This window comes from Rhodococcus opacus (assembly GCF_012396235.1).
GTDB lineage: Bacteria > Actinomycetota > Actinomycetes > Mycobacteriales > Mycobacteriaceae > Rhodococcus_F > Rhodococcus_F opacus.
On the sequence record NZ_JAAXPA010000027.1, the window covers coordinates 21,850 to 44,266 of the forward strand.

The window sequence follows — 22,417 nt, forward strand, 5'->3', positions numbered from 1 at the left end:
GCTCTGAAGGCCGGGGTGCTGCGAGACTCAGGCTGCTTCTCCGGCCGGAGCGTTCACGTCCGCCGGGAGCGCCGCCTTGGCGAGGGCCACGAGGCCGGCGAATGCCGCCGCGTCGGAAACGGCCAGCTCGGCGAGGTTCTTGCGGTCGACCTCGATCTCGGCCAGACGCAGACCCTGGATCAGGCGGTTGTACGTGATGTCGTTCGCCCGTGCAGCAGCGTTGATACGCGTGATCCACAGCTTGCGGAAGTCGCCCTTGCGCGCGCGGCGGTCACGGTAGGCGTAGGTCAGCGAGTGGAGCTGCTGTTCCTTCGCCTTGCGGTACAGGCGCGAGCGCTGTCCGCGGTAGCCGCTGGAGGCTTCGAGAATCGAACGACGCTTCTTCTGGGCGTTTACCGCCCTCTTTACGCGTGCCACTGAAAAATCCTGTCAATCTTGGGGCGGTGAGCTGCCCCGGGTGGTCAGTAAAAGGGTGTCGACTCAGATGTCGAGCAGGCGCTTGATGCGAGGAGTGTCAGCCTTGCTGACGACAGCCACGCCATCGAGGCGACGGGTCACCTTCGAGGCCTTGTGCTCGAGCAGGTGGCGGCGACCGGCCTTCTGGCGCAGGATCTTTCCGCTGCCGGACACCTTGAATCGCTTCGCGGTGCCGCTGTGGGTCTTCGACTTGGGCATGGAGTCCTCAGTTCTCTGTATCCGGACCGTGATCCGGGTCGTGCTGGTGTAGTCGGACTAGCTGGTCGGCGCTTCGCCGGGCGCACTGTCGCCCGCCTGCTCCGCAGGTGCCGCAGGAGCCTGTGCCGGCGCGGCCGGCGCGGGAGTTGCCCGCTGCGCCGGCGGCGCAGCGGCGCTTTCCTGCGCCTTCACACGGGTCTTCGCGCCCTTGTGCGGAGCGAGCACCATCGTCATGTTTCGACCGTCCTGCTTGGCGGACGTCTCCACGAACCCGAGATCCGCCACGTCTGCACCGAGACGCTGCAGCAGCCGGAATCCGAGCTCCGGACGCGACTGCTCACGTCCGCGGAACATGATCGTGACCTTGACCTTGGATCCGGCTTCGAGGAAGCGCACGACGTTGCGCTTCTTCGTCTCGTAGTCGTGATCGTCGATCTTGGGGCGGAGCTTCTGCTCCTTGATGACCGTGAGCTGCTGGTTCTTGCGCGACTCACGCGCCTTCTGCGCGGCCTCGTACTTGAACTTGCCGTAGTCCATGATCTTGCAGACCGGCGGGCGAGCGTCGGGGGCCACCTCGACCAGGTCGAGATCGGCCTCGAGGGCCAAGCGGAGTGCATCTTCAACACGCACGATGCCAACCTGTTCACCTCCGGGTCCGACGAGGCGGACCTCGGGAACTCGGATGCGATCGTTGATGCGGGTCTCAGTGCTGATGGGGCCTCCTAGGTTGAACGGTCTTGTCTCGAGACCGCCAGCAGCCCGTACGCCCGGATTCCCAACAAAAAAGCCCCGCTGCGGTGAATGACTCTCACCATGCGGGGCCCGATGTCGACCGGTCAGACGAACTCACGGCTCACGCCGATCCCTCGTCTCCTCACACTCGAGGAACTCGAACCGAGTAGCCTCGGACCGAGCGACCGGACCACTGAACTGCAGTTTTACCTGCCGCGCAGAGGTGGGAGTCGGACTCCACTTGCTGCCCCCGACAAATCCGAAGGCGGTCGTTGCGTCAAGAGTAACATTTGCGCACGTCGTGAGCTAATCGATACCGGGACGTTGCGCCGGCGGACGCTGGTGGAATCCTCTAAGGCATGACGGACAACATCGATGACACCCCGAACGACGGCACCCTGACCGGCGGTGACCAGAATACCGACGTCCGGGAACTGGCCGACGTTCCCTCGGTCGAGGTCATCAGCCGCGCCGCGGTCATGCTCATGAGTTCGGCAGCCGAGAAACTGGGCCTCTCCGACGCCGACCCCGACTCCAGCCCCCACCGCGACCTCGACGAGGCCCGGCGGGTCATCACCGCCCTCGCCGGCCTGGTGACCGCGTCCATCGAGTACCTCGGACCGCACGCGGGACCGATCCGGGAAGGCCTCCAGGCGCTGCAGCGCGCGTTTCGCGAAGCGTCGTCGCACCCGGACGAGCCGGGCAAGGGTCCAGGCGAGAAGTACACCGGCCCCGTGTACTGACATGGCGAGCCGCAACAAGACCGCGCGGACGCCCGCCGGCGTCGACGAGTTCCTCGCCACGATCGCCGACCCGGTCAAGTGCGCCGACAGCGCACGACTGGTGGAACTGCTCACCGCCGCGAGCGGAGAGCCCGCCGCGATGTGGGGCACGAGCATCGTCGGGTTCGGCTCCCGCCACTACAGGTACGCCAGCGGACACGAGGGCGATACCGCACTGATCGGCTTCTCGCCCCGGGCCGCGGCACTCACCCTGTACCTCTCGCTCGACTTCACCGAGCACGAGGCCGAACTCGCCACCCTCGGCAAGCACACACTCGGCAAGGGCTGCCTCTACGTCAAGAAGCTCGCCGACGTCGACGAGTCGGTTCTCGTCTCGTTGCTGAACCGATCCGTGGCCGCCGCCCGCGCGCTCTGATCGGATCTCACCGTTCGAACACGCTGCGCGCGTCGGCCGGCGGTTCGCCGAAGAGGCTCGGATCGCGTGGGACGAACGACCGGCCGGTGAGGGTGGCGTCGGACACCCGATCCAGCCGGAACCACCGCACACCCGCGCGGCTCAGACACCACGCGACGAGGAACCACGATCCCCTCGTGTGAGCGAGAAGGTGCGGTTCGACGACGCGTTCGGTGCGCTCACCGTCCCGGTCCACATACCGGAGCGACACCATCAGCTCGCGCTGCACGCCGTCCTCGACGACGCGGCGGATGCGTGGTTCCGCGCTCGCCGTGTCGGCGTCTCGCCGGATCCACACCTTCGCGCCGAGTCGCTCCACTCGCTCCCTCGACTCGGCGTCCATCACGTCGAGCAGTTTGGCCAGCGCGGCCCGGCCGTCGGTCGCGAACGGCGCATCGCGAAACGCCGTGAGGGCCAACGCCACCGAGACCGCTTGAGCGGGAGTGAAATTCACCGGTGGCAACGTGCCGTTCCCGATGATCCCGTATCCCCCGCCCGGCCCGGCAGTGGCCCGGATCGGGGCGCCCGAGGATTGCAGCACGGCGATGTCCCGCTTGATCGTCCGGGTGGTCACCTCGAACTGCGCCGCCAACTGCTCCGCGGTCCGGCCCCGGTTCCCCGCGCGGCGCAGTTCTTCCGTCAGGGCGTGGAGGCGGGCTGGACGGTCCATGAGGGCAGTCTGCCGAACGACCGCGGCAAAGTCCCGATTCTCGCCGACCGATTCCGTTACGCGACTGTGACACATACGGTGACACGCAGTTGTCACCGTTACGGGTTCACTCTTGTCTCATGACCCAGACAAGCGAAGCACACGACAGCACAGGCACTCACATCATCCTGGCTCCCGGATTCTGGCTCGGCGCATGGGCTTGGGAGGCAGTGGCTTCCGACCTGGTCCGGCGAGGACACCACGTCACCGCGGTGACCTTGCCCGGACTCGACTCCGCGGACAGCGACCGTGCCGGCATCCGACTGGACGATCACATCTCCGCGATCGCGGACGCCGTCGCGGCCACACCGTCCTCGGAGCGGGTGGTGCTCGTGGCGCACAGCGGCGCGGGTCCGGTGGCCTACGCGGCGAGCGATCGGGTGCCCGACCGACTGGCCCGCATCGTCTACGTCGACTCGGGACCGCTGCAGACCGGCACCGCGCTCCGGGAGGATCTCGACGCTTCGGTCACCGAGATCCCGCTTCCGTCGTGGTCCGAACTCGAGGCCGAAGGCAGCAGCCTCGACGGGCTGGACGACGCCACGCTCGAGATATTTCGCAGCCGCGCAGTGCCCGAACCGGCAGGCCCGGCGAGGGACAAGCTCGAACTCGTCGACAGCAGCCGTCTGGACGTGCCGACCACGGTGATCTGCACGAGCTTCCCGTCGGAGGTCATCCAGCAGATGGCCGGCGCGGGTCATCCGATGGCCGCCGAACTCGCGCAGATCACGAAGGTCGACTACGTCGATCTGCCGACCGGCCACTGGCCGATGTGGTCGCGGCCCGCGGACCTCGCGACCGCGATCGACGCGGCCGCGAGGGACTGACCGAACTCAGCTGACTGCTGCGGCCTTCTTCGGCGCCCGCTTGCGCGGTGTCGCCGTGGCGGCCGCGGCAGTCTTCTTCGTCGAAGCGGGCTTCCGCGACGACGACTTGGCCGCCTTCGACTTCGCCGCAGCGGGAGGCGCCGGCACCTCGAGGACGTTTTCCAGGAACCGACCCGTGTAACTCTCCGGAACCTGCGCCACCTCCTCCGGGGTGCCCTGCGCGACGACGGTGCCGCCGCCGGACCCGCCCTCGGGCCCCATGTCGACCACCCAGTCGGAGGTCTTGATCACGTCGAGGTTGTGCTCGATCACGATCACCGTGTTGCCCTTGTCGACCAACCCGTTGACGACCCCGAGCAACTTGCGGATGTCCTCGAAGTGCAGACCGGTCGTGGGCTCGTCGAGGATGTACACCGTGCGGCCCGTCGACCGTTTCTGCAGCTCGGCGGCGAGCTTCACGCGCTGCGCCTCACCACCGGACAGCGTGGGTGCGGGCTGACCGAGCCGCACGTACCCGAGACCGACCTCGACCAGGGTCTTGAGGTAGCGGTGGATCGAGGTGATGGGCTCGAAGAACTCCGCGGCCTCCTCGATCGGCATGTCCAGCACCTCGGCGATGGTCTTGCCCTTGTAGTGGACCTCGAGGGTCTCGCGGTTGTACCGGGCGCCGTGACAGACCTCGCACGGCACGTACACGTCGGGAAGGAAGTTCATCTCGATCTTCAACGTGCCGTCGCCGGAGCAGGCCTCGCACCGGCCGCCCTTGACGTTGAACGAGAACCGGCCCGGCTGGTAGCCGCGCACCTTCGACTCGGTGGTGGCGGCGAACAGGGTGCGGATCTTGTCGAACACCCCGGTGTAGGTGGCCGCGTTGGACCGCGGGGTGCGGCCGATCGGCGACTGGTCGACCTGCACGAGCTTGTCCAGCTGGTCGAGCCCGTTGATGCGGGTGTGCCTGCCCGGCACCTGGCGGGCGCCGTTGAGCTTGTTCGCCATCACCGTCGCGAGGATGTCGTTGACGAGCGTCGACTTACCGGACCCGGACACACCGGTGACCGACGTGAGCACGCCCAGCGGGAAGCTGACGTCGATGCCCCCGAGGTTGTGTTCGCGCGCACCGATGACCGTGACCTGCCGCTTGCGATCGACCGGCCGGCGGATGGCCGGAATCTCGATGTGACTGCGGCCCGACAGGTAGGCCCCGGTGAGGGATTCCTCGCAGTCGAGCAGTTCCTCGTACGGCCCGCTGTGGACGACCTTGCCTCCGTGTTCGCCGGCGAGCGGTCCGATGTCGACCACCCAGTCGGACGTGCGGATGGTGTCTTCGTCGTGCTCGACCACGATGAGCGTGTTCCCGAGGTCGCGCAGGCGCGTCAGGGTCTCGATGAGACGCCGGTTGTCGCGCTGATGCAGACCGATCGACGGTTCGTCGAGCACGTACAGGACGCCCACCAGGCCCGAGCCGATCTGAGTGGCGAGGCGGATACGCTGCGCCTCACCACCGGACAGGGTCCCGGCGGCGCGGGCGAGCGACAGGTATTCGAGGCCGACGTCGAGCAGGAAGCCGAGACGTGCCTGAACTTCCTTGAGCACCTGACCGGCGATGGCCTCCTCGCGACTGCCCAGCGTGAGGCTGTTCAGGAAGTCGGCGCAATCGGAGATCGACAATTCACAGACCTCGGCGATCGACTTCATGCCGAACTTCTCGTTCGCGATCGTGACCGACAGGATCTCGGGGCGCAGACGCGCGCCGCCACATGCGGGACAGGGGGTGTCTCGCATGTAGCCGTCGTAGCGTTCCTTCATCTGGTCCGACTCGGTCTGCTCGAGGCGGCGGTGCAGGAAGGGCATGACGCCCTCGAACTCGGCGTAGTAGGAACGGGTACGCCCGTACCGGTTCTTGTACCGGACGTGGACCTGCTCCTCACTGCCCTCGAGGATCGCCCGGCGTGCCTTCGCGGGCAGCTTGTTCCACGGCGTCTTCATATCGAAGCCGAGAATGTCGCCGAGCCCGGACAGCAGGCGGCCGAAGTATTCGGAACTCTGCCCCATCGACCACGGCGCGATGGCTCCGTCCTCGAGGGACAGCTCGGGGTCGGGGACCACGAGGTCGGGGTCGACCTCCTTGCGAATTCCGAGACCCGTGCACTCGGGGCAGGCGCCGTACGGGGAGTTGAACGAGAACGACCGGGGTTCGAGGTCGTCGATGGAGAGAGCGTGGCCGTTCGGGCACGCCAGCTTCTCCGAGAATCGGCGTTCCCGGTCCGCGGCGTCCTCTTCGCGGTCGACGAAGTCGAGGACGACGATGCCCTCCGCCAACCGCAGCGCGGTCTCGACGGAGTCGGTGAGCCGCTGCTTGGAGCCGGCCTTGACAGTGAGGCGGTCGACGACGACCTCGATGTCGTGCTTCTCCTGCTTCTTGAGCTTCGGCGGATCGGAGAGCGGATGCACCACGCCGTCGACCCGCACACGCGAGTAGCCCTGCATGTTGAGCTGGTCGAACAGGTCGACGAATTCACCCTTGCGGGTACGCACGACGGGAGCGAGCACCTGGAACCGGGTGCCTTCCTCCATGTCGAGGACCTGGTCGACGATCTGCTGCGGCGTCTGCCGCGCGATCTGCTCGCCACACACCGGGCAATGGGCGGTGCCCGCCCGGGCGTACAGCAGACGGAGATAGTCGTAGACCTCCGTGATGGTGCCGACCGTCGACCGCGGGTTGCGGTTGGTCGACTTCTGGTCGATGGACACCGCAGGCGACAGACCTTCGATGAAGTCGACGTCGGGCTTGTCCATCTGACCGAGGAACTGGCGCGCGTACGCCGACAGCGACTCGACATAGCGTCGCTGGCCCTCGGCGAAGATCGTGTCGAACGCCAGACTCGACTTGCCCGAGCCCGACAGCCCGGTGAACACGATCAGGCTGTCGCGGGGCAGATCGAGATCGACCCCTCGCAGATTGTGCTCACGGGCACCCCGCACGATAAGGCGATCCGCCACTCCAAGTCCCTTCATTGTTCGACAGCCGAGGACGCGCATGAACGCTGGGCCCTCTGGCCGTGCCATGGTAAGCCGGGGCACCGACACGTTCTGTGGGACGGATGGCCGCCCTGCCACTCACCTGCCTGTATTCGACGGTAGCCTCCCCATCATGACCGAGCAGCCCATGGTGATAGAAGACTCGTACACCGGCCACGTCTCCCCCGGTTCGGCGCCACAGCGCCGCACGGTTCCGGGAGCCACGATCACGAAGATGTCCGTCGGCCCCATGAACAACAACGTGTACCTGGTCGTCTGTTCCACAACCGGAAAATCCGTCCTCATCGACGCCGCCAACGAGGCGGACCGTGTCAACCAGTTAATCGGCGAACACGCTCCGTCCCTCGAGCTGATCGTCACCACGCACCAGCACGGCGACCACTGGCTGGCGCTCGAGGACGTCGCGGCCGCCACCCGCGTGGACACCGCCGCGCATCCACTCGACGCCGACGCACTGCCCGTCCGGCCCGACCGTCTCCTGGAAGACGGTGACACGGTCACCGTCGGCGACGTCACCCTCGACGTGATCCATCTCGCCGGCCACACCCCCGGTTCCGTCGCGCTCGCGCTCACCGAGGCCGGCGGCGGACGCACCCACCTCTTCACCGGTGACTCCCTCTTCCCCGGCGGCGTGGGCAAGACCGCCGACGCCGGCAAGTTCGCATCACTGCTCTCCGACGTCGAAACCAAGCTCTTCGACCGCTACGGCGACGACACGGTCGTCTACCCCGGCCACGGGGACGACACCACCCTCGGCACCGAACGCCCCCACCTCGGGGAGTGGCGCGCGCGCGGCTGGTGACCGCATCCGATCGCCGATTGCGCACCGGACGGTCCACGATTGGCGATCGGCCTCCCTGGGTACTGGTGAATGGGCAGCCCGTCGGTTCGGCAACATCGTCGTACGCCGACGACTGCCCTGAACTCTCGTTAGTGTGAGACGGGAGAACTCGAGATTGGGAGGCCAGGAATGCTTGTCCGTCGTATCGCTCGCCCACTGCTGTCCGCAGTCTTCATCAGCGGAGGGATCGATGCACTTCGAAATCCGGCGCAGAGAGCACAGGCCGCCGCACCACTGATCGACAAGTCCACCGAAACGCTTCCCGAGTCCGTCACGCAGAAGATCCCGTCCGACCCGGAGACGTTGGTCAAGATCAACGCCGCCGTGCAGATCGGCGGCGGAGTGCTTCTCGCCACCGGGAAGGCGCCGCGACTCGCATCGCTCGCACTGGCCGGCAGCCTGGTCCCCACTACCGTTGTGGGGCACGACTTCTGGAACGAGACCGACCCGGCGAAGAAGGCGGCGCAGCGCACTCAGTTCCTCAAGAACGTCAGCCTGCTCGGCGGACTGCTGATCGCCGCCGTCGACACCGAGGGCAAGCCGTCCCTCGGCTGGCGTGGCCGTCGCGCCGCCCGGCACGCACAGGAGGCCGTGGCCGCGGCTCTGCCGCTCGGATCGGGTCACGACCATCACGGTCCCGAGATCGGGGAAGCGTTGGCTGCGGCGTCGGAGCGCGCACGCATCCTGTCCGGTGAGGCCGCCGAGCGCGGGTCCGAAATCCTCGAGGTCGCGAAAGACCGTGGCGCCGAATTCGCGAAGGTAGCGGCGGATCGCGGCCCCGAGTGGGCGGACGTCGCGAAGGAACACGGCTCCGAATGGGCCGAGGTCGCGAAGGAACACGGCTCCGAATGGGCCGAGGTCGCCAAGGAGCGCGGCGCGGAACTCGTCGAACTGGCGAAGGAACGCGGAGCGGAACTCGTCGACGTCGCGAAGGAACGCGGCCCGGAGTGGGCCGAGGTCGCCCGCGAAAAGGGCGGCGAATGGGCCGGCACCGCCGCAGAACGCGGCGAGGTGCTGAGCAAGCGGGCCCGCAAGCAAGCCGAAGCCGCGCTCGAGAAGGCCCGAGCGAAGCGGGACGAACTGTCCCACTGACCCCCGAGTCGCGGCGCCGACCTGCGCCGGATAATCGATCTGATCGGCCCCGGAGACCGCCCCTGACCTGCAATGTCAGCGGGCGGCCTCCGGGGCCGACTAGACTGTCCAGGCACTTTTGCAGCCGATCCGGTTGCAGCCGAACCAGTCAAGGAGACCTCTTGCCCGACGAGGACACGTCACGCGACGAGCGCGAGCTCGAGCAGCAGTACGTGACGATGCTCTACACCCGACTGGACGGCCTTCGCCAATACGCGGCGAACCGGCTGAGCCGTGTACTGCTCGAAACCGGCGGGACCCCGCAGGCCCGCAGCGAGCGGGAGTCGTTCAACCAGCTCTACACCGAAGACCTCGCCAAGTACGACGCCGCCGAGAACGGGCTGTGCTTCGGGCGCATCGATCTCGACGGCGAGCACCGCTACATCGGCCGACTCGGAATCCTCGACGAGGAGAACGACTACGAGACGATGCTCCTCGATTGGCGTGCGCCCCTGGCCCGCCCGTTCTACCTCGCCACCCCCGCAGCCCCCGACGGCGTCTCCCGTCGACGGCACATCCGGACGCGAAGCCGCCGAGTGACGGCCGTCAACGACGAGTATCTGGATCTGGCGGCGGCGGAGGCCGCGGGCACGATCACCGGCTCGGACGGCGTCGCGGGTGAAAGTGCACTGCTCGCCGCGCTCAACGCGGCCCGCACCGGTCAGATGAACGACATCGTCGAGACCATCCAGGGTGAGCAGGACGCCATCATCCGGTCGGAGCACAAGAGTGTGCTGGTGGTCCAGGGAGGACCGGGAACCGGCAAGACCGCGGTCGCGCTGCACCGCGCCGCCTACCTGCTCTACACCTACCGGCAGCAGCTCGCGAAAGCCGGTGTCCTCATCATCGGCCCCAACGCCACGTTCCTCGACTACATCGGCCAGGTGCTGCCGTCGCTCGGCGAGACCGGTGTGCTGCTCTCGACCATCGGCGACCTCTACCCCGGTGTCCGCGCCACCGTCGAGGACAGCCTCGACGCCGGCGAGATCAAGGGCTCGCTCGACATGCTGGACGTGCTCAAGAAGGCGGTCCGGGATCGGCAGGAAGTGCCGTCGCGTCCCGTCGAGCTGACCTTCGACACCTACCGGATCACCCTCGACCGCAAAGTCGTCACCCGCGCTCGTGGCCGGGCGAGGTCGTCGCGGCGCCCGCACAACCTGGCCCGGCCCATCTTCGTCTCGTCGGTCATCGAGGCGCTCGCCCAGCAACTCGCGGACACACTGGGCGCCAACGTCGTCGACGGCGGGAACCTGCTGAGCCGGGACGACATCGCCGACATGCGGGACGAGATGCGTGAAGACCCGGAGATCATGACGGCGATCAGCGCGCTGTGGCCGGAACTGTCGCCGCAGCAGGTCCTCGCCGAGCTGTATGCGTCGCCGAAGCGACTGGCCGACGCCGCCCCGAATCTGACCGAAACGCAACGTGAGTCGTTGCGACGCCCCGTCATGCGCGGCTTCAGCGCCGCCGACGCGCCACTCCTCGACGAATTGGCTGAACTGCTCGGCGTCGACGACGCCGCCGAACGGGAACGCGCCCGCCGCCAGTGGCGAGCGCAGATCGCGGATGCCCAGGGCGCCCTGGACATCCTGACAGGTTCGGCGCCGCAGGATCTCGAGGACGAGCTGGACCCGGAAATTCTGATGGCGTACGACCTGATCGACGCCAGCCAGCTGGCCGAACGCCACGACGTGGGACAGCACCAGACCACCGCGGAGCGCGCAGCGGGCGACCGAACCTGGACCTACGGCCACGTCATCGTCGACGAGGCGCAGGAACTCTCGGAGATGGCCTGGCGAATGCTGATGCGGCGCATACCGAATCGTTGGATGACGCTCGTCGGCGACACGGCGCAGACCGGCGACCCGGCGGGAACGTCGTCGTGGCAACGGATCCTCGAGCCGTACGTGGCCGCGCGGTGGAAGCTCACGGAACTGACCGTCAACTACCGCACTCCGGCGGAGATCATGACGTCGGCACGGCGAGTTCTCGTCGAGATCGACGCCGAGCAGACCGTGCCGCGGTCGGTGCGCGAATCCGGTTTCGCACCATGGGCACTGCAGGTGTCCGAATCCGAACTCGCGGACACGGTGCGCACCTGCGTGTCCCGGGAATCGGGACCGGGCACGACTGTCGTGATCGGGGGCCACGACCTGGTCGCCGCACTGGCCGATCTGAAGTCGGACACCGTCAGCGTCCTGACGGTGCGGGACGTCAAGGGGTTGGAGTTCGACTCGGTGCTCATCGCCGAGCCACAGGACATTCTCGACGAGTCGCCGCGGGGAATGAACGACCTCTACGTCGCCCTGACCCGCGCGACGCAACGACTCGGTGTGGTGCACACGAAGGCGTTGCCCGCGGTGCTGTCCGAACTCGGTCCGGCCGAGGTCGGGATCCTGTCGTGACACCGGGCGGTCGCGGTCGGCTGATCGGGTGTGGGCTCGCCCTCACCACGATCGTGCTGACCGCGTGCTCGGAGGCCACCGCCTCCGGCCCGCCGCCGACGGCCCCGCCTGCGTCCACTACGTCCGCATCACACCTGGACTCGCGTGGCCTGCGCTACAAGGAGGCGCTGATCGAGTCCGGCATACCGGCGCTGCCCGACGACACGGTGATGGCGCTGGCCAACGGCATCTGCGGTCAACGGTCCGAGGGCACCGACGAGGCCACGATCCTCGCGCATCTGACCCCCATGGCGCAGTTCGCCTCGGCGACATCGGATATCGGCCTCACCACCGAACAGGTGGCGCAGGTCTATCTCGATGCCGCCGAGGCGAACTACTGTTGAGCCGTCTCCGGTCTCAGCGCACCGTGTGGACGATCAGGACGTCGGACGTCGACTTGCGTGCGGCATCCGAAGGAACGGACCCGAGGAGACGCCCGGTGAGGGTGTTGAGTCCGCGGTTGCCGATCACCAGAAGACCGGCCTCGACCTCGTCGACCAGGTTCAGCAGCGACTCGACCGGGGCACCGACGACAGCCCGCTCCACGACCTCCTTGGCGCCGGCCGCGTGGGCGCGCTCCTTCGCGGTGCGGAGGATGTCGTACGTCGGGGCGGAACCGGTGATCTGGTAGGCCTCGTCACCGAGCGCGTCGGCGGCCTGCCCGACGTCCTTCGGATCGGCCGGGTAGTACGCGCAGGCGATGATCAGTTTGGCACCGGCGTCCCCCGCGATGGCAGCAGCCTTCTCGACGGCCAGAAACGACGACTCGGAGCCATCGGTTCCGACGACAACGGTCCGGTAGGCGCTCATTCATTCCTCCATGTCTGCGGTGGTCAACTGGCCGGGGTCCGGACATACGTCATGCCTGGACCCAGCAGCCACTGCGCTGACCCTAGCCGTATCGGTGCCCGCATAGGTGCATTTGCAACACATGCCACAAGGGAGATCCCCAGTGCATGACGGATCCCATTCCGGATGCGCGCAGGCTGTGATCAGCGTCAGTGCGACGTGCCGACCTTGGGACCGAACACGCCGGCGGGGAACACCCCCGCCGCGACGATCGCGTCACGCCACGGGGTCGCGAGTTCGACGAGCCGGGCCGCCCCGTCCTCCCCCAGCGCGGCCCACGGGGCCAGCGCGAGATCGTCGGTGAGATCCTCGACCAGTTCCCGCAGTTCCTTACCGTTGGCGGTGAGTTCGCCCCGGGCGTCCAGGATCTCCCGGTCACGGAGACTGTCGCATGCCGAGTCCCACTGGTCCTGGGTCCAGGCGCGGCGCGTGATCGCGAACTTCTTCTGGAAGCCGAACCCGGTCGCGGTGTGCGTGATCAGCGATTCGAGTCCGCTCAGTCCCGCGGTCTGCAGGGCGGCGACGTGACCGTCGCCGCGGTACTCCCGCAGCAGTGTGAGGGCATGCCAGAAAGCGAGGTGCGGTGCGTCCGGCCACGCCACCTCCGCGTACCCCGCATACAGCGGCCTGCCCTCGACACCCGGGATCCCCCGCGCCGCGATCGACGCGAGTTCGGCGGCCTCGGCCATCTCCGGTGAACTCGTCACCGATTCGCCGAGAAGTCGCACGTACGCCTCCCCGACCGCCCGGTACCGCGCCTCGACGACTGCCCCGGGCGTGGTCAGACCCCAGGCACGCGGAATGACCGACTCGATCACGACGGGACTGAAGTTGAAGAAGGTCGCAGTGACAACGCCCGCACCGACCGCGCCCATCGGCGCGGAGCGGCCCGCGAAGTAGCCCATCCGACCCGGCTCGAGACCTGCCTCGACCAGACGATCCTCGACCTCGGGAACGAAGTAGCTGAGGGAATGAAGCAGCTCCAATGACCGGGCGGTACGACCTGCGCTGTGTGCATCCATGCTTCAGACCGTACTGCCTCGGCGCCGTCGCTATTTCAGGCCCGCAGCGTCCATGCCGCGCAGTTCCTTCTTCAGGTCGGCGATCTCGTCGCGCAGTCGTCCGGCGAGTTCGAACTGCAGATCACGGGCGGCGTTCATCATCTGATCGGTCAATTCCTTGACCAGGTCCGCCAACTCCGCCCTGGGCATCGACTTCGTGTCGCGTCCCTCGTACACCCCGGCGCTGACCGAGCGCCCGGCCTCGCCCTGCGCGCGGCGCCCGCGGGTGGCGTTGCGTCCGGACCCGCCGACGTCGACTCCGCTGGCCGTGTCCTCGGCTTCCTCGTAGACTTGGTCGAGGATGTCTGCGATCTTCTTCCGCAGCGGCTGCGGATCGACGCCCATCTTCTCGTTGTAGGCGATCTGCTTCTCCCGCCGACGCTCGGTCTCCTCGATCGCGTGCTGCATCGAGTCGGTGATCTTGTCGGCGTACATGTGGACCTGGCCGGAGACGTTACGAGCCGCACGGCCGATCGTCTGGATGAGGCTGGTCGAACTCCGCAGGAACCCCTCCTTGTCGGCGTCAAGGATGGCAACCAACGACACCTCGGGAAGGTCGAGGCCCTCACGCAGCAGGTTGATACCCACCAGAACGTCGTACTCCCCCAGCCGGAGCTGCCGGAGCAGCTCGACCCGGCGCAGGGTGTCGATGTCCGAGTGCAGGTACCGCACCCGGATACCGAGCTCGAGGAGATAGTCGGTGAGGTCTTCCGCCATCTTCTTCGTCAACGTGGTGACGAGGACGCGCTCGTCCCGGTCCGCGCGTTCGCGGATCTCGTGCACGAGGTCGTCGATCTGCCCCTTGGTCGGTTTGACGACGACCTGGGGGTCGACGAGACCGGTGGGGCGGATGACCTGCTCGACGAACTCCCCGCCGGCCTGCCCCAGCTCGTACTTGCCGGGCGTGGCCGACAGATACACCGTCTGCCCGATGCGCTGGGTGAACTCCTCCCACGTCAGCGGGCGGTTGTCGGTGGCGGACGGCAACCGGAACCCGAACTCGACGAGGTTCCGCTTGCGCGACATGTCGCCCTCGTACATCGCGCCGATCTGCGGGACCGTCACGTGGGACTCGTCGATGACGAGCAGGAAGTCCTCCGGGAAGTAGTCGATGAGCGTCGCGGGCGCCGTGCCCGGCCCGCGACCGTCGATGTGACGCGAGTAGTTCTCGATGCCGGAACAGAACCCGACCTGCTTGATCATCTCGAGGTCGTACTGGGTGCGCATCCGGAGACGCTGCGCCTCGAGCAGCTTGCCCTTGTTCTCGAGGTCGGCGAGCCGTTCCTCGAGTTCGGCTTCGATGTCCTTGACGGCGCGTTCCATCCGCTCGGGACCCGCGACGTAGTGCGTGGCCGGGAAGATGCGCACCGAGTCGACCTTCCGCACCACGTCCCCGGTGAGGGGGTGCAGGTAGTACAGCGCTTCGATCTCGTCACCGAAGAACTCGATCCGGACCGCCAGCTCCTCGTACGAGGGAATGATCTCGACGGTGTCGCCGCGCACCCGGAAGGAGCCACGGGTGAACGCCAGATCGTTGCGGGTGTACTGCACGTCGACCAGCAGCCGCAGCAGAGCGTCGCGCGGAACCTCCACACCGACCTCGAGCTGCACCGACCGGTCGAGGTACGACTGCGGGGTGCCGAGGCCGTAGATGCACGACACGGACGCCACCACGACCACGTCCCGTCGCGAGAGCAGGCTCGACGTCGCGGAGTGGCGCAGTCGCTCGACGTCGTCGTTGATCGACGAGTCCTTCTCGATGTAGGTGTCGGTCTGCGCGATGTACGCCTCGGGCTGGTAGTAGTCGTAGTACGAGACGAAGTACTCCACCGAGTTGTTGGGCAGCATGTCGCGCAGCTCGTTGGCCAACTGTGCGGCGAGCGTCTTGTTGGGCGCCATCACCAGGGTGGGCCGCTGCACCTTCTCGATCAGCCACGCCGTGGTCGCGGACTTACCCGTACCGGTGGCGCCGAGCAGGACCACGTCCTTCTCGCCGGCGTTGATGCGGCGTTCCAGATCGGCGATCGCGGTGGGCTGGTCGCCGGCCGGCTTGTGGTCGCTGACGACCTCGAACCGCGCTTCCGACCGCTCGATGTCCCCGATGGGACGGAACTCGGAATGTGCCACGACGGGGTGCTCGGATGCAAACGCCATGCAACCAGGGTAGGCGCAGGTACCGACAAACTCCCCGACGATCTCGGTCAGCTGAAAAACCCGGTAGGTTCCCCACCATGGCAGGCGCGAGTCACGACATCCACCCACCGAAGGTCGAATACTTCGACCTGAGAGATCACACCAACACCGACCCCAAGGGTTTCGTCCGCCACGTCGATCACTACCGGGTCGAACCGTGGGGGCTGTACATGGCGCGCACCTCCGACCACCGGCAGTTCCACTACCTGGAGTCGTGGCTGCTCCCCGACCTCGGTCTGCGCGCGTCGGTCTTCCACTACCACCCCTACCACCAGCGCGATCAGGACCACTATGTCGACATCGGCACCTTCATCCGCGGTGACGACGTGTGGAAGTCGGAGGACCACTACCTGGATCTGGTCGTCCGCACCGGCCGCGACACCGAACTCCTCGACGTCGACGAGCTGATCGAGGCGCACAGCACCGGCCTGCTCGACACCGCGACGGTCGAGCAGGCGATCCTCACCGCCACCACGGCGATCGACGGCATCGCCGCGCACGGCCACGACCTCGGCCGCTGGCTGGCCTCGATCGGAATGCCGATCGACTGGCGGTGACCTACGCGCTCCAGCCGGTCCGCTCGGCCCATTCCCACGCCCGGTGATAGGCGCGGTCGAACCACGGGGACTTCGCGTCCACATAGGCGGTGATCGCGTCCCGGTAGTCCGTGTGACCGGCCGCCTTCTCCGCCGCACCTTCCTTGACCGCGAGGTACTCGGTCCGGGCGTCGGCGTCGGCGCGGAGCCAGTCGCGGAACACGAGCGCGAACTGCTGTCCGGGCCATCCGTCGACACGAATGTGGATGTTGACGGGCCGTCCCGGATCCGCGCCGCCGTGGATCCGCTTGCCCCACAGCGCCGGGTCCGTCTCTCCGCCCTGGTACGAGGGCTTCGGGTCGTCGGCGGTGATGTGCTCGATGCGAGGGAAACCGGCGTCGGCGAGAGATTCTGCGAGGTCGTCGGCCGTCTCGAGGTTCGCGACGGTCACCTGGACGTCGATGACGTCCTTGGCGGGCAATCCTTCGACGGCCGTCGACCCGATGTGGTCGATCCGGACGGCGCGGTCACCGCACACCAGTGTCAATCGAGCGATCAACCGATCCGCCTGCGCGGGCCACTGCGGATTCGGCGGGGCGAGTTCGGGCCGGACACGGACGACGGACCGTGTGCGGATGTTGGACTCGAAGGGCACGAGTCGCTCCGACCACAGTGCCCGGATCTCCGGCTCGAGCGCGCCCGGGGCGCCGCTGTTGTCGAGCCAGACGTCGGCCGCCGCCCGCCGCTGATCGTCGTCCGCCTGAGCTGCGATCCGCGCCCGCGCATCGTTCTCGGGCATCCCCCGCGATCCGACGAGCCGCCGCACCCGCTCCTCGGCATCGACGAATACGACGACGACCAGGTGGAACGCGGCGCCCATTCCGCCCTCGACCAGCAGTGGAATGTCCTGAACGAGGATCGCGTCTTTTGGCGCCGATTCGATCGTCTCGGTGGTGCGCGCCCCGACGAGCGGGTGGACGATCGAATTCAGCGCCAGCCGTGATTCGTCGTCGGCAAAGGCACGCGCTGCCAGGGCGGGCCGGTCGAGTGCGCCGTCCTCCGTCAGGATCTCCTCACCGAACCGGTCGACGAGGGCAGCGAGGCCGGGTGTTCCGGGTTCGACAACTTCCCTCGCAATCAGATCGGCGTCGACGATGACGGCCCCGAGTTCGGCGAGGACCTTCGACACGGTGGACTTACCGGCTCCTATGCCTCCAGTGAGGCCGATTCTCAACACGCCTCCCAGTGTTGCACCCGCCGCGGACCGAGTACGCACGTCCCTCGCCGATCTCCACCCTCTTCCCTCTCTGCAGACTCACCTGCCCCAAATACCACAGATCTCCGACATGGTCGGTTATGTTCGACCGAACGCACCCGACCTGCACCTTCTCGAAGAAGAGGAACGCCATGCGCGATCACCGCAACCAGTTCGGTCGGCACCGCCTCGGCATCGCGGGCGGGGTGCATTGCATCGAGATCCCCGAGGTGGCGTCCGCACTCGCCGAGCATCGCCGGACCTGGCTCACCGCACTCATCGGCCAGGGCAGGCACAGTTTCGCAACGATGCGCAAGCGTGCCGAGGTGCAGTCGTCGTCCGGCTACTGGATTCCCGCCACCGCGAACTGAGCACCCTCCTCACCCGACACACCACTGTGGCCCAACCTCCGGAGAGGTTGGGCCACAGTCATGTTCGGATGTCCGGCAACGACGAGACCCCGCCCCTGCGGTGCAGGAGCGGGGTCTTCGGCTTTGCCTGACGCGTCAGGCGGACTTGCTAGGCGTTGCCCGACAGCTTCTCGCGCAGAGCGGCGAGCTGTGCGTCGCTGGCCAGCGATCCGCCGGCAGACTCGGACGACGAGGTGCTGGCGGCCGAAGCGGCGTCGGCGTCGCCGGCACCCGACTCGGAGGAGTAGCCGGCAGCAGCGGTGGCAGCCTCGGCGGCCTCGTCTGCAGCGGTCTTCTCCATCTGAGCGGTGTGCATCTTGTGGCGACGCTCAGCCTCGGCGTAGCGGTTCTCCCACTCTTCACGCTGCTTGTCGAAGCCCTCGAGCCATTCGTTGGTCTCGGGATCGAAGCCCTCGGGGAAGATGTAGTTGCCCTGCTCGTCGTAGCTGTCCGCCATGCCGTACTTGGACGGATCGAACTCGGCGTTGTAGTCCTCGTTGGCCTGCTTCAGCGACAGCGAGATGCGACGACGCTCGAGGTCGATGTCGATGACCTTGACGAGTGCATCGTCGTTGACGCCGACAACCTGGTCCGGGACCTCCACGTGGCGCTCGGCCAGCTCGGAGATGTGGACGAGGCCTTCGATTCCCTCTTCGACGCGCACGAAGGCACCGAACGGAACCAGCTTCGTGACCTTGCCGGGCACGATCTGGCCGATGGCGTGCGTGCGGGCGAACTGACGCCACGGGTCTTCCTGCGTCGCCTTGAGCGACAGGGAGACGCGCTCGCGGTCCAGGTCGACGTCGAGAACCTCGACGGTGACCTCGGTGCCGACCTCGACAACCTCGGACGGGTGGTCGATGTGCTTCCAGGACAGCTCGGAAACGTGCACCAGGCCGTCGACGCCGCCCAGGTCCACGAAGGCACCGAAGTTGACGATGGAGGACACGACGCCCTTGCGGACCTGGCCCTTCTGCAGCTGGTGCAGGAACTCGCTGCGAACCTCGGACTGCGTCTGCTCGAGCCACGCACGGCGCGAGAGGACGACGTTGTTGCGGTTCTTGTCGAGCTCGATGATCTTGGCCTCGATCTCCTTGCCGACGTACGGCTGCAGATCGCGGACACGGCGCATCTCGACGAGCGAAGCGGGGAGGAAGCCACGCAGACCGATGTCGAGGATCAGGCCGCCCTTGACGACCTCGATGACGGTGCCCTTGACGGCCTCGTCCTTCTCCTTGAGCTCCTCGATGGTGCCCCAGGCACGCTCGTACTGAGCGCGCTTCTTCGACAGGATCAGTCGGCCTTCCTTGTCCTCCTTGGTGAGGACGAGAGCTTCGACCTCATCGCCCACGGAGACGACCTCGTTGGGGTCGACGTCGTGCTTGATGGAGAGCTCACGGGAAGGGATGACGCCTTCGGTCTTGTAACCGATGTCGAGCAGGACCTCGTCACGATCGACCTTGACGATGGTGCCTTCGACGATGTCGCCATCGTTGAAGTACTTGATCGTTGCGTCGATGGCGGCGAGGAAGTCCTCGGCGGAGCCGATGTCGTTGACGGCTACCTGCGGCGAGGTCACGGTGGTGGAGGGCATGTGTTGAGTTGCTCCGGACGGGTTGTGGTCGGTTGATGGTGTTCTGTCGGACAAGCAACCTGAACCGACGAAACATTCCGCCGAATCAGATCACCGCAAGCGCAGTGAACGACACCCGACTGGAACCGAACAAACTCGAACTGAACCGAATCCGATGCCGCACACAGAGACACTCGCGTGCAATAGGCTACGCGCCCGTGGGCAAGCTGGGCAAACCCGGGCACGTTCCCACGCTCTACTCTGTTGCCCATGCCCGATCCTCGCCCGTCCGATTCTCCCCTCTCGCCCGAAGACGACCGTCACGGCACCGCCAACAGCGTCCTCGGAACGTCCGGGGTGAGCCGCGTCCGCGTCGATTCCGAGTCCAGCGAACGCGCGAGCCGTGCCTGGTGGGACGCCGATGCGGACGACTACCACCGCACCCACGGCGAGTTCCTCGGCGTGGACTCGTCCGAGGGTGAGTTCGTCTGGTGTCCGGAGGGACTCCACGAGGGCGACTACCACCTTCTCGGTGACGTGGCGGGCAAGGACGTCCTCGAGGTGGGCTGCGGTTCCGCTCCCTGCGCGCGGTGGCTCGCCGGCCGGGGCGCCCGGGCAGTCGGGCTCGACCTGTCCATGTCGATGCTGACCCGCGGGGTCGAGGCCATGCGGGCCGGCGGCACGACCGTGCCGCTCGTTCATGCGGGAGCCGAGCACCTCCCCTTCGCCGACGCGAGCTTCGACATCGTGTGTTCGGCTTTTGGAGCAGTTCCGTTCGTGGCGGACTCACAGCAGGTGATGAGCGAGGTGGCCCGGGTTCTTCGCCCGGGTGGGCTGTGGGTCTTCGCCGTCAACCATCCGATCCGCTGGATCTTCCCGGACGATCCGGGCCCCCGTGGACTCACTGCGTCGCTTCCCTACTTCGACCGCACGCCCTACGTGGAGGTCGACGGCGACGGCGTCCCCACCTACGTCGAGCACCACCGGACCATCGGCGACCGGGTGCGCGAGATCGTGGCGGCCGGACTGGAGGTGCGCGACATCATCGAGCCGGAGTGGCCCGAGTGGCTCGACCGGGAATGGGGGCAGTGGAGCCCGCTGCGGGGACAAATCTTCCCCGGCACCGCCATCTTCAGCTGCCGCAAACCCGTGAGTACTTCTTAACCGCCCGCGGTTGAGAAGTACTCACGGGGCCGGAGGCCACTACAGCAGCTTCGACAAGAACAACTTGGTGCGGTCGTGCTGCGGATTGGCGAGCAGCTCGCGGGGATTGCCCGATTCCACGACGACGCCGGCGTCCATGAACACGAGCTGGTCGGCCACCTCGCGCGCGAAACCCATCTCGTGCGTGACGACGACCATCGTCATGCCGCCGGCCGCGAGATCCTTCATCACGGTCAGCACCTCCCCGACCAGCTCCGGGTCGAGGGCGGACGTCGGCTCGTCGAACAGCATCAGCTTGGGGTCCATCGCCAGCGCGCGGGCAATAGCGACGCGCTGCTGCTGACCACCCGACAGCTGCGCCGGGTATGCGTCCGCCTTCTCGCTCAGTCCCACCTGCTCGAGGAGATCACGCCCTCGCTCGAGCGCCTTCTTCTTGCTCAGCCTCTTCACCTGGATGGGCGCCTCGATGATGTTCTCGAGTGCCGTCCGGTGCGGGAACAGGTTGAAGTGCTGGAACACCATCCCGATGTCGCGGCGCTGCTTCGCGGCCGCCCTGGGATGGAGTTCGTAGAGCTTGCCGCCCCGCTCGGAGTACCCGACGATCTCGCCGTCGACGTACAGCCGCCCGGCGTTGACCTGCTCGAGGTGGTTGATGCATCGCAGGAACGTCGACTTCCCCGAGCCCGAGGGCCCGACCAGGCACAGGACCTGGCCGGCGTCGATCTCCAGCGACACACCCTTGAGTACCTTCAGCGCCCCGAAGTTCTTGCACACCCGGTCCGCCTTGACCATCGGCGTCATCGTCGTTCCCCTCCGGGTGTGTCGGGCAAGGTCTCCGGCCCGGGTTCGATCACGAGCGGCTTGCCCTGCGCGTCGGCGAGCGCCTGCAGTTGCCGCGGGGTGAGCTTGCGGGACGCACCCTTCGAGTAGTACCGCTCCAGGTAGAACTGGCCGATCATGAGCAGGCTGGTGATGGCGAGGTACCAGGTGGCGGCCACCATCAGCAGCGGGATGGGCTGGAAGTTCGCGCCCGAGATGTCTCTGGCACGTCCGTACAACTCCAGGCTGTACGGCACCGCGGTGACCAGCGATGTCGTCTTCAGCATGCTGATCAGCTCGTTGCCCGTGGGCGGGATGATCACCCGCATGGCCTGGGGCAGGACCGTGCGGCGCATGGTTTGCGACCAGGTCATGCCGAGCGCCACCGACGCCTCGGTCTGCCCCTCGGCCACCGAGTTCACGCCGGCCCGGACGATCTCGGCCATGTACGCGGCCTCGTTGAGTCCCAGCCCGATCACCGCGAACAGGAACGCCGCGTTGATTCCCTGCAGGTCGATGTGCACGAACTGGTGGACGAACGGGATGCCCAGATCCAGCTGCTTGTAGATGGACGGGAACAGTCCCCAGAACACCAACTGCACATAGACCGGGGTCCCGCGGAAGATCCACAGATACCCCCACGACGCCGCCTTCAGCACCGGGTTCGGCGACAGCCGCATGACGGCGAGGACGACACCCAGGATGATGGCGATCGCCATCGACAGGATCGTCAGCTGGATGGTGTTCCACGCCGCGGCCGAGATCCGTGCATCGAACAGATAGCGGGCGTAGACGTCCCAGCGGTACGCCTCGTTGGTGCGCGCACCGTTGACGAACAACGCCAGCAGCAGGCCGACGACGATCGCGGCGATCCAGCGGCCGGGCCGCCGCAGCGGGATCGCCTTGATCGGTTCCGGTTCCTGCCCCGTCTCGGTGCCGGACCGGTCCGGGGCCTTCTCCAC

General features: G+C 67.0%; 22 protein-coding genes. 10 read left to right on the forward strand and 12 right to left on the reverse strand.

Annotated features, from left to right (window positions below):
• Positions 1 to 27: 27 nt before the first annotated feature.
• The 3 genes from rplT to infC form a co-directional block, all read right to left on the reverse strand.
• Entirely contained in the window at positions 28 to 417 is a 390-nt protein-coding gene (gene rplT, locus HGB39_RS28605; protein WP_005247385.1) for a 50S ribosomal protein L20, read from the reverse strand.
• A 63-nt stretch (positions 418 to 480) separates the two neighbouring features.
• Positions 481 to 675, reverse strand: coding sequence for a 50S ribosomal protein L35 (rpmI, locus tag HGB39_RS28610; protein ID WP_005571085.1), 195 nt, complete (start codon positions 673 to 675; stop codon positions 481 to 483).
• 57 nt (positions 676 to 732) lie between these two features.
• Positions 733 to 1,389, reverse strand: coding sequence for a translation initiation factor IF-3 (gene infC, locus HGB39_RS28615; RefSeq protein ID WP_080606194.1), 657 nt, complete (start codon positions 1,387 to 1,389; stop codon positions 733 to 735).
• A 377-nt stretch (positions 1,390 to 1,766) separates the two neighbouring features.
• On the opposite strand from infC, the gene HGB39_RS28620 reads away from it, so the two are divergent.
• Together HGB39_RS28620 and HGB39_RS28625 are read left to right on the forward strand one after the other, a co-directional pair.
• Entirely contained in the window at positions 1,767 to 2,150 is a 384-nt protein-coding gene (locus HGB39_RS28620; protein ID WP_005247396.1) for a DUF1844 domain-containing protein, read from the forward strand.
• A 1-nt stretch (position 2,151) separates the two neighbouring features.
• Entirely contained in the window at positions 2,152 to 2,565 is a 414-nt protein-coding gene (locus HGB39_RS28625; RefSeq protein WP_005571086.1) for a DUF1801 domain-containing protein, read from the forward strand.
• Positions 2,566 to 2,572: 7 nt separating this feature from the next.
• On the opposite strand, the gene HGB39_RS28630 is transcribed toward HGB39_RS28625, so the two are convergent.
• On the reverse strand, positions 2,573 to 3,274 hold the full coding sequence (locus HGB39_RS28630; protein ID WP_005571092.1) for a helix-turn-helix transcriptional regulator: 702 nt from the start codon (positions 3,272 to 3,274) through the stop codon (positions 2,573 to 2,575).
• Positions 3,275 to 3,393: 119 nt separating this feature from the next.
• Between HGB39_RS28630 and HGB39_RS28635 the strand changes: the two genes are divergently transcribed.
• Entirely contained in the window at positions 3,394 to 4,140 is a 747-nt protein-coding gene (locus HGB39_RS28635; RefSeq protein ID WP_005571093.1) for an alpha/beta fold hydrolase, read from the forward strand.
• A 6-nt stretch (positions 4,141 to 4,146) separates the two neighbouring features.
• Here HGB39_RS28635 and uvrA read toward each other — a convergent pair whose 3' ends face one another.
• The gene (gene uvrA, locus HGB39_RS28640) at positions 4,147 to 7,140 is read right to left on the reverse strand and encodes an excinuclease ABC subunit UvrA (protein ID WP_005260410.1); all 2,994 of its coding nucleotides are present in this window, start codon (positions 7,138 to 7,140) and stop codon (positions 4,147 to 4,149) included.
• A gap of 151 nt (positions 7,141 to 7,291) precedes the next feature.
• On the opposite strand from uvrA, the gene HGB39_RS28645 reads away from it, so the two are divergent.
• The 4 genes from HGB39_RS28645 to HGB39_RS28660 all read left to right on the forward strand — a co-directional run bounded on the left by HGB39_RS28645 (position 7,292) and on the right by HGB39_RS28660 (position 11,939).
• Positions 7,292 to 7,981, forward strand: coding sequence for an MBL fold metallo-hydrolase (locus HGB39_RS28645; RefSeq protein WP_005260409.1), 690 nt, complete (start codon positions 7,292 to 7,294; stop codon positions 7,979 to 7,981).
• Between the two features lie 168 nt (positions 7,982 to 8,149).
• The gene (locus HGB39_RS28650) at positions 8,150 to 9,112 is read left to right on the forward strand and encodes a DoxX family protein (protein ID WP_005571095.1); all 963 of its coding nucleotides are present in this window, start codon (positions 8,150 to 8,152) and stop codon (positions 9,110 to 9,112) included.
• A 161-nt stretch (positions 9,113 to 9,273) separates the two neighbouring features.
• Positions 9,274 to 11,556, forward strand: coding sequence for a HelD family protein (locus tag HGB39_RS28655; protein ID WP_005571096.1), 2,283 nt, complete (start codon positions 9,274 to 9,276; stop codon positions 11,554 to 11,556).
• Positions 11,553 to 11,939, forward strand: a complete 387-nt coding sequence (locus HGB39_RS28660) for a DUF732 domain-containing protein (protein ID WP_005571097.1) — start codon at positions 11,553 to 11,555, stop codon at positions 11,937 to 11,939. Before HGB39_RS28655 ends, HGB39_RS28660 begins: the two co-directional genes overlap by 4 nt.
• A 13-nt stretch (positions 11,940 to 11,952) precedes the next feature.
• Here HGB39_RS28660 and HGB39_RS28665 read toward each other — a convergent pair whose 3' ends face one another.
• The 3 genes from HGB39_RS28665 to uvrB all read right to left on the reverse strand — a co-directional run bounded on the left by HGB39_RS28665 (position 11,953) and on the right by uvrB (position 15,659).
• Positions 11,953 to 12,405 (reverse strand): universal stress protein, encoded by a 453-nt coding sequence (locus tag HGB39_RS28665; RefSeq protein ID WP_005260405.1) that lies wholly within the window; start codon positions 12,403 to 12,405, stop codon positions 11,953 to 11,955.
• 188 nt (positions 12,406 to 12,593) lie between these two features.
• Positions 12,594 to 13,466: an SCO6745 family protein gene (locus HGB39_RS28670; RefSeq protein WP_043792281.1), complete on the reverse strand. Its 873-nt coding sequence runs from the start codon at positions 13,464 to 13,466 to the stop codon at positions 12,594 to 12,596.
• A 30-nt stretch (positions 13,467 to 13,496) separates the two neighbouring features.
• Positions 13,497 to 15,659, reverse strand: a complete 2,163-nt coding sequence (gene uvrB / locus HGB39_RS28675; RefSeq protein WP_005260403.1) for an excinuclease ABC subunit UvrB — start codon at positions 15,657 to 15,659, stop codon at positions 13,497 to 13,499.
• A 77-nt stretch (positions 15,660 to 15,736) separates the two neighbouring features.
• Between uvrB and HGB39_RS28680 the strand changes: the two genes are divergently transcribed.
• Positions 15,737 to 16,255, forward strand: a complete 519-nt coding sequence (locus HGB39_RS28680; RefSeq protein ID WP_005571099.1) for a ribonuclease FAU-1 family protein — start codon at positions 15,737 to 15,739, stop codon at positions 16,253 to 16,255.
• A gap of 1 nt (position 16,256) precedes the next feature.
• Here the strand turns inward: HGB39_RS28680 and coaE are convergent, their stop codons facing one another.
• A complete protein-coding gene (gene coaE / locus HGB39_RS28685) occupies positions 16,257 to 17,471 on the reverse strand; it encodes a dephospho-CoA kinase (protein WP_043792284.1) in 1,215 nt (404 codons plus the stop codon).
• A gap of 170 nt (positions 17,472 to 17,641) precedes the next feature.
• Here coaE and HGB39_RS28690 point away from each other — a divergent pair, with 170 nt between their 5' ends.
• Positions 17,642 to 17,860, forward strand: a complete 219-nt coding sequence (locus HGB39_RS28690) for a hypothetical protein (RefSeq protein ID WP_005260399.1) — start codon at positions 17,642 to 17,644, stop codon at positions 17,858 to 17,860.
• 148 nt (positions 17,861 to 18,008) lie between these two features.
• On the opposite strand, the gene rpsA is transcribed toward HGB39_RS28690, so the two are convergent.
• Positions 18,009 to 19,493, reverse strand: coding sequence for a 30S ribosomal protein S1 (gene rpsA / locus HGB39_RS28695; RefSeq protein ID WP_005260398.1), 1,485 nt, complete (start codon positions 19,491 to 19,493; stop codon positions 18,009 to 18,011).
• Between the two features lie 249 nt (positions 19,494 to 19,742).
• Here rpsA and HGB39_RS28700 point away from each other — a divergent pair, with 249 nt between their 5' ends.
• On the forward strand, positions 19,743 to 20,636 hold the full coding sequence (locus HGB39_RS28700) for a class I SAM-dependent methyltransferase (RefSeq protein WP_005571113.1): 894 nt from the start codon (positions 19,743 to 19,745) through the stop codon (positions 20,634 to 20,636).
• A 39-nt stretch (positions 20,637 to 20,675) separates the two neighbouring features.
• Here the strand turns inward: HGB39_RS28700 and HGB39_RS28705 are convergent, their stop codons facing one another.
• Both HGB39_RS28705 and HGB39_RS28710 read right to left on the reverse strand, forming a co-directional pair.
• Entirely contained in the window at positions 20,676 to 21,437 is a 762-nt protein-coding gene (locus HGB39_RS28705; protein WP_005247428.1) for an amino acid ABC transporter ATP-binding protein, read from the reverse strand.
• On the reverse strand, positions 21,434 to 22,417 hold the full coding sequence (locus HGB39_RS28710; protein ID WP_005571114.1) for an amino acid ABC transporter permease: 984 nt from the start codon (positions 22,415 to 22,417) through the stop codon (positions 21,434 to 21,436). Before HGB39_RS28710 ends, HGB39_RS28705 begins: the two co-directional genes overlap by 4 nt.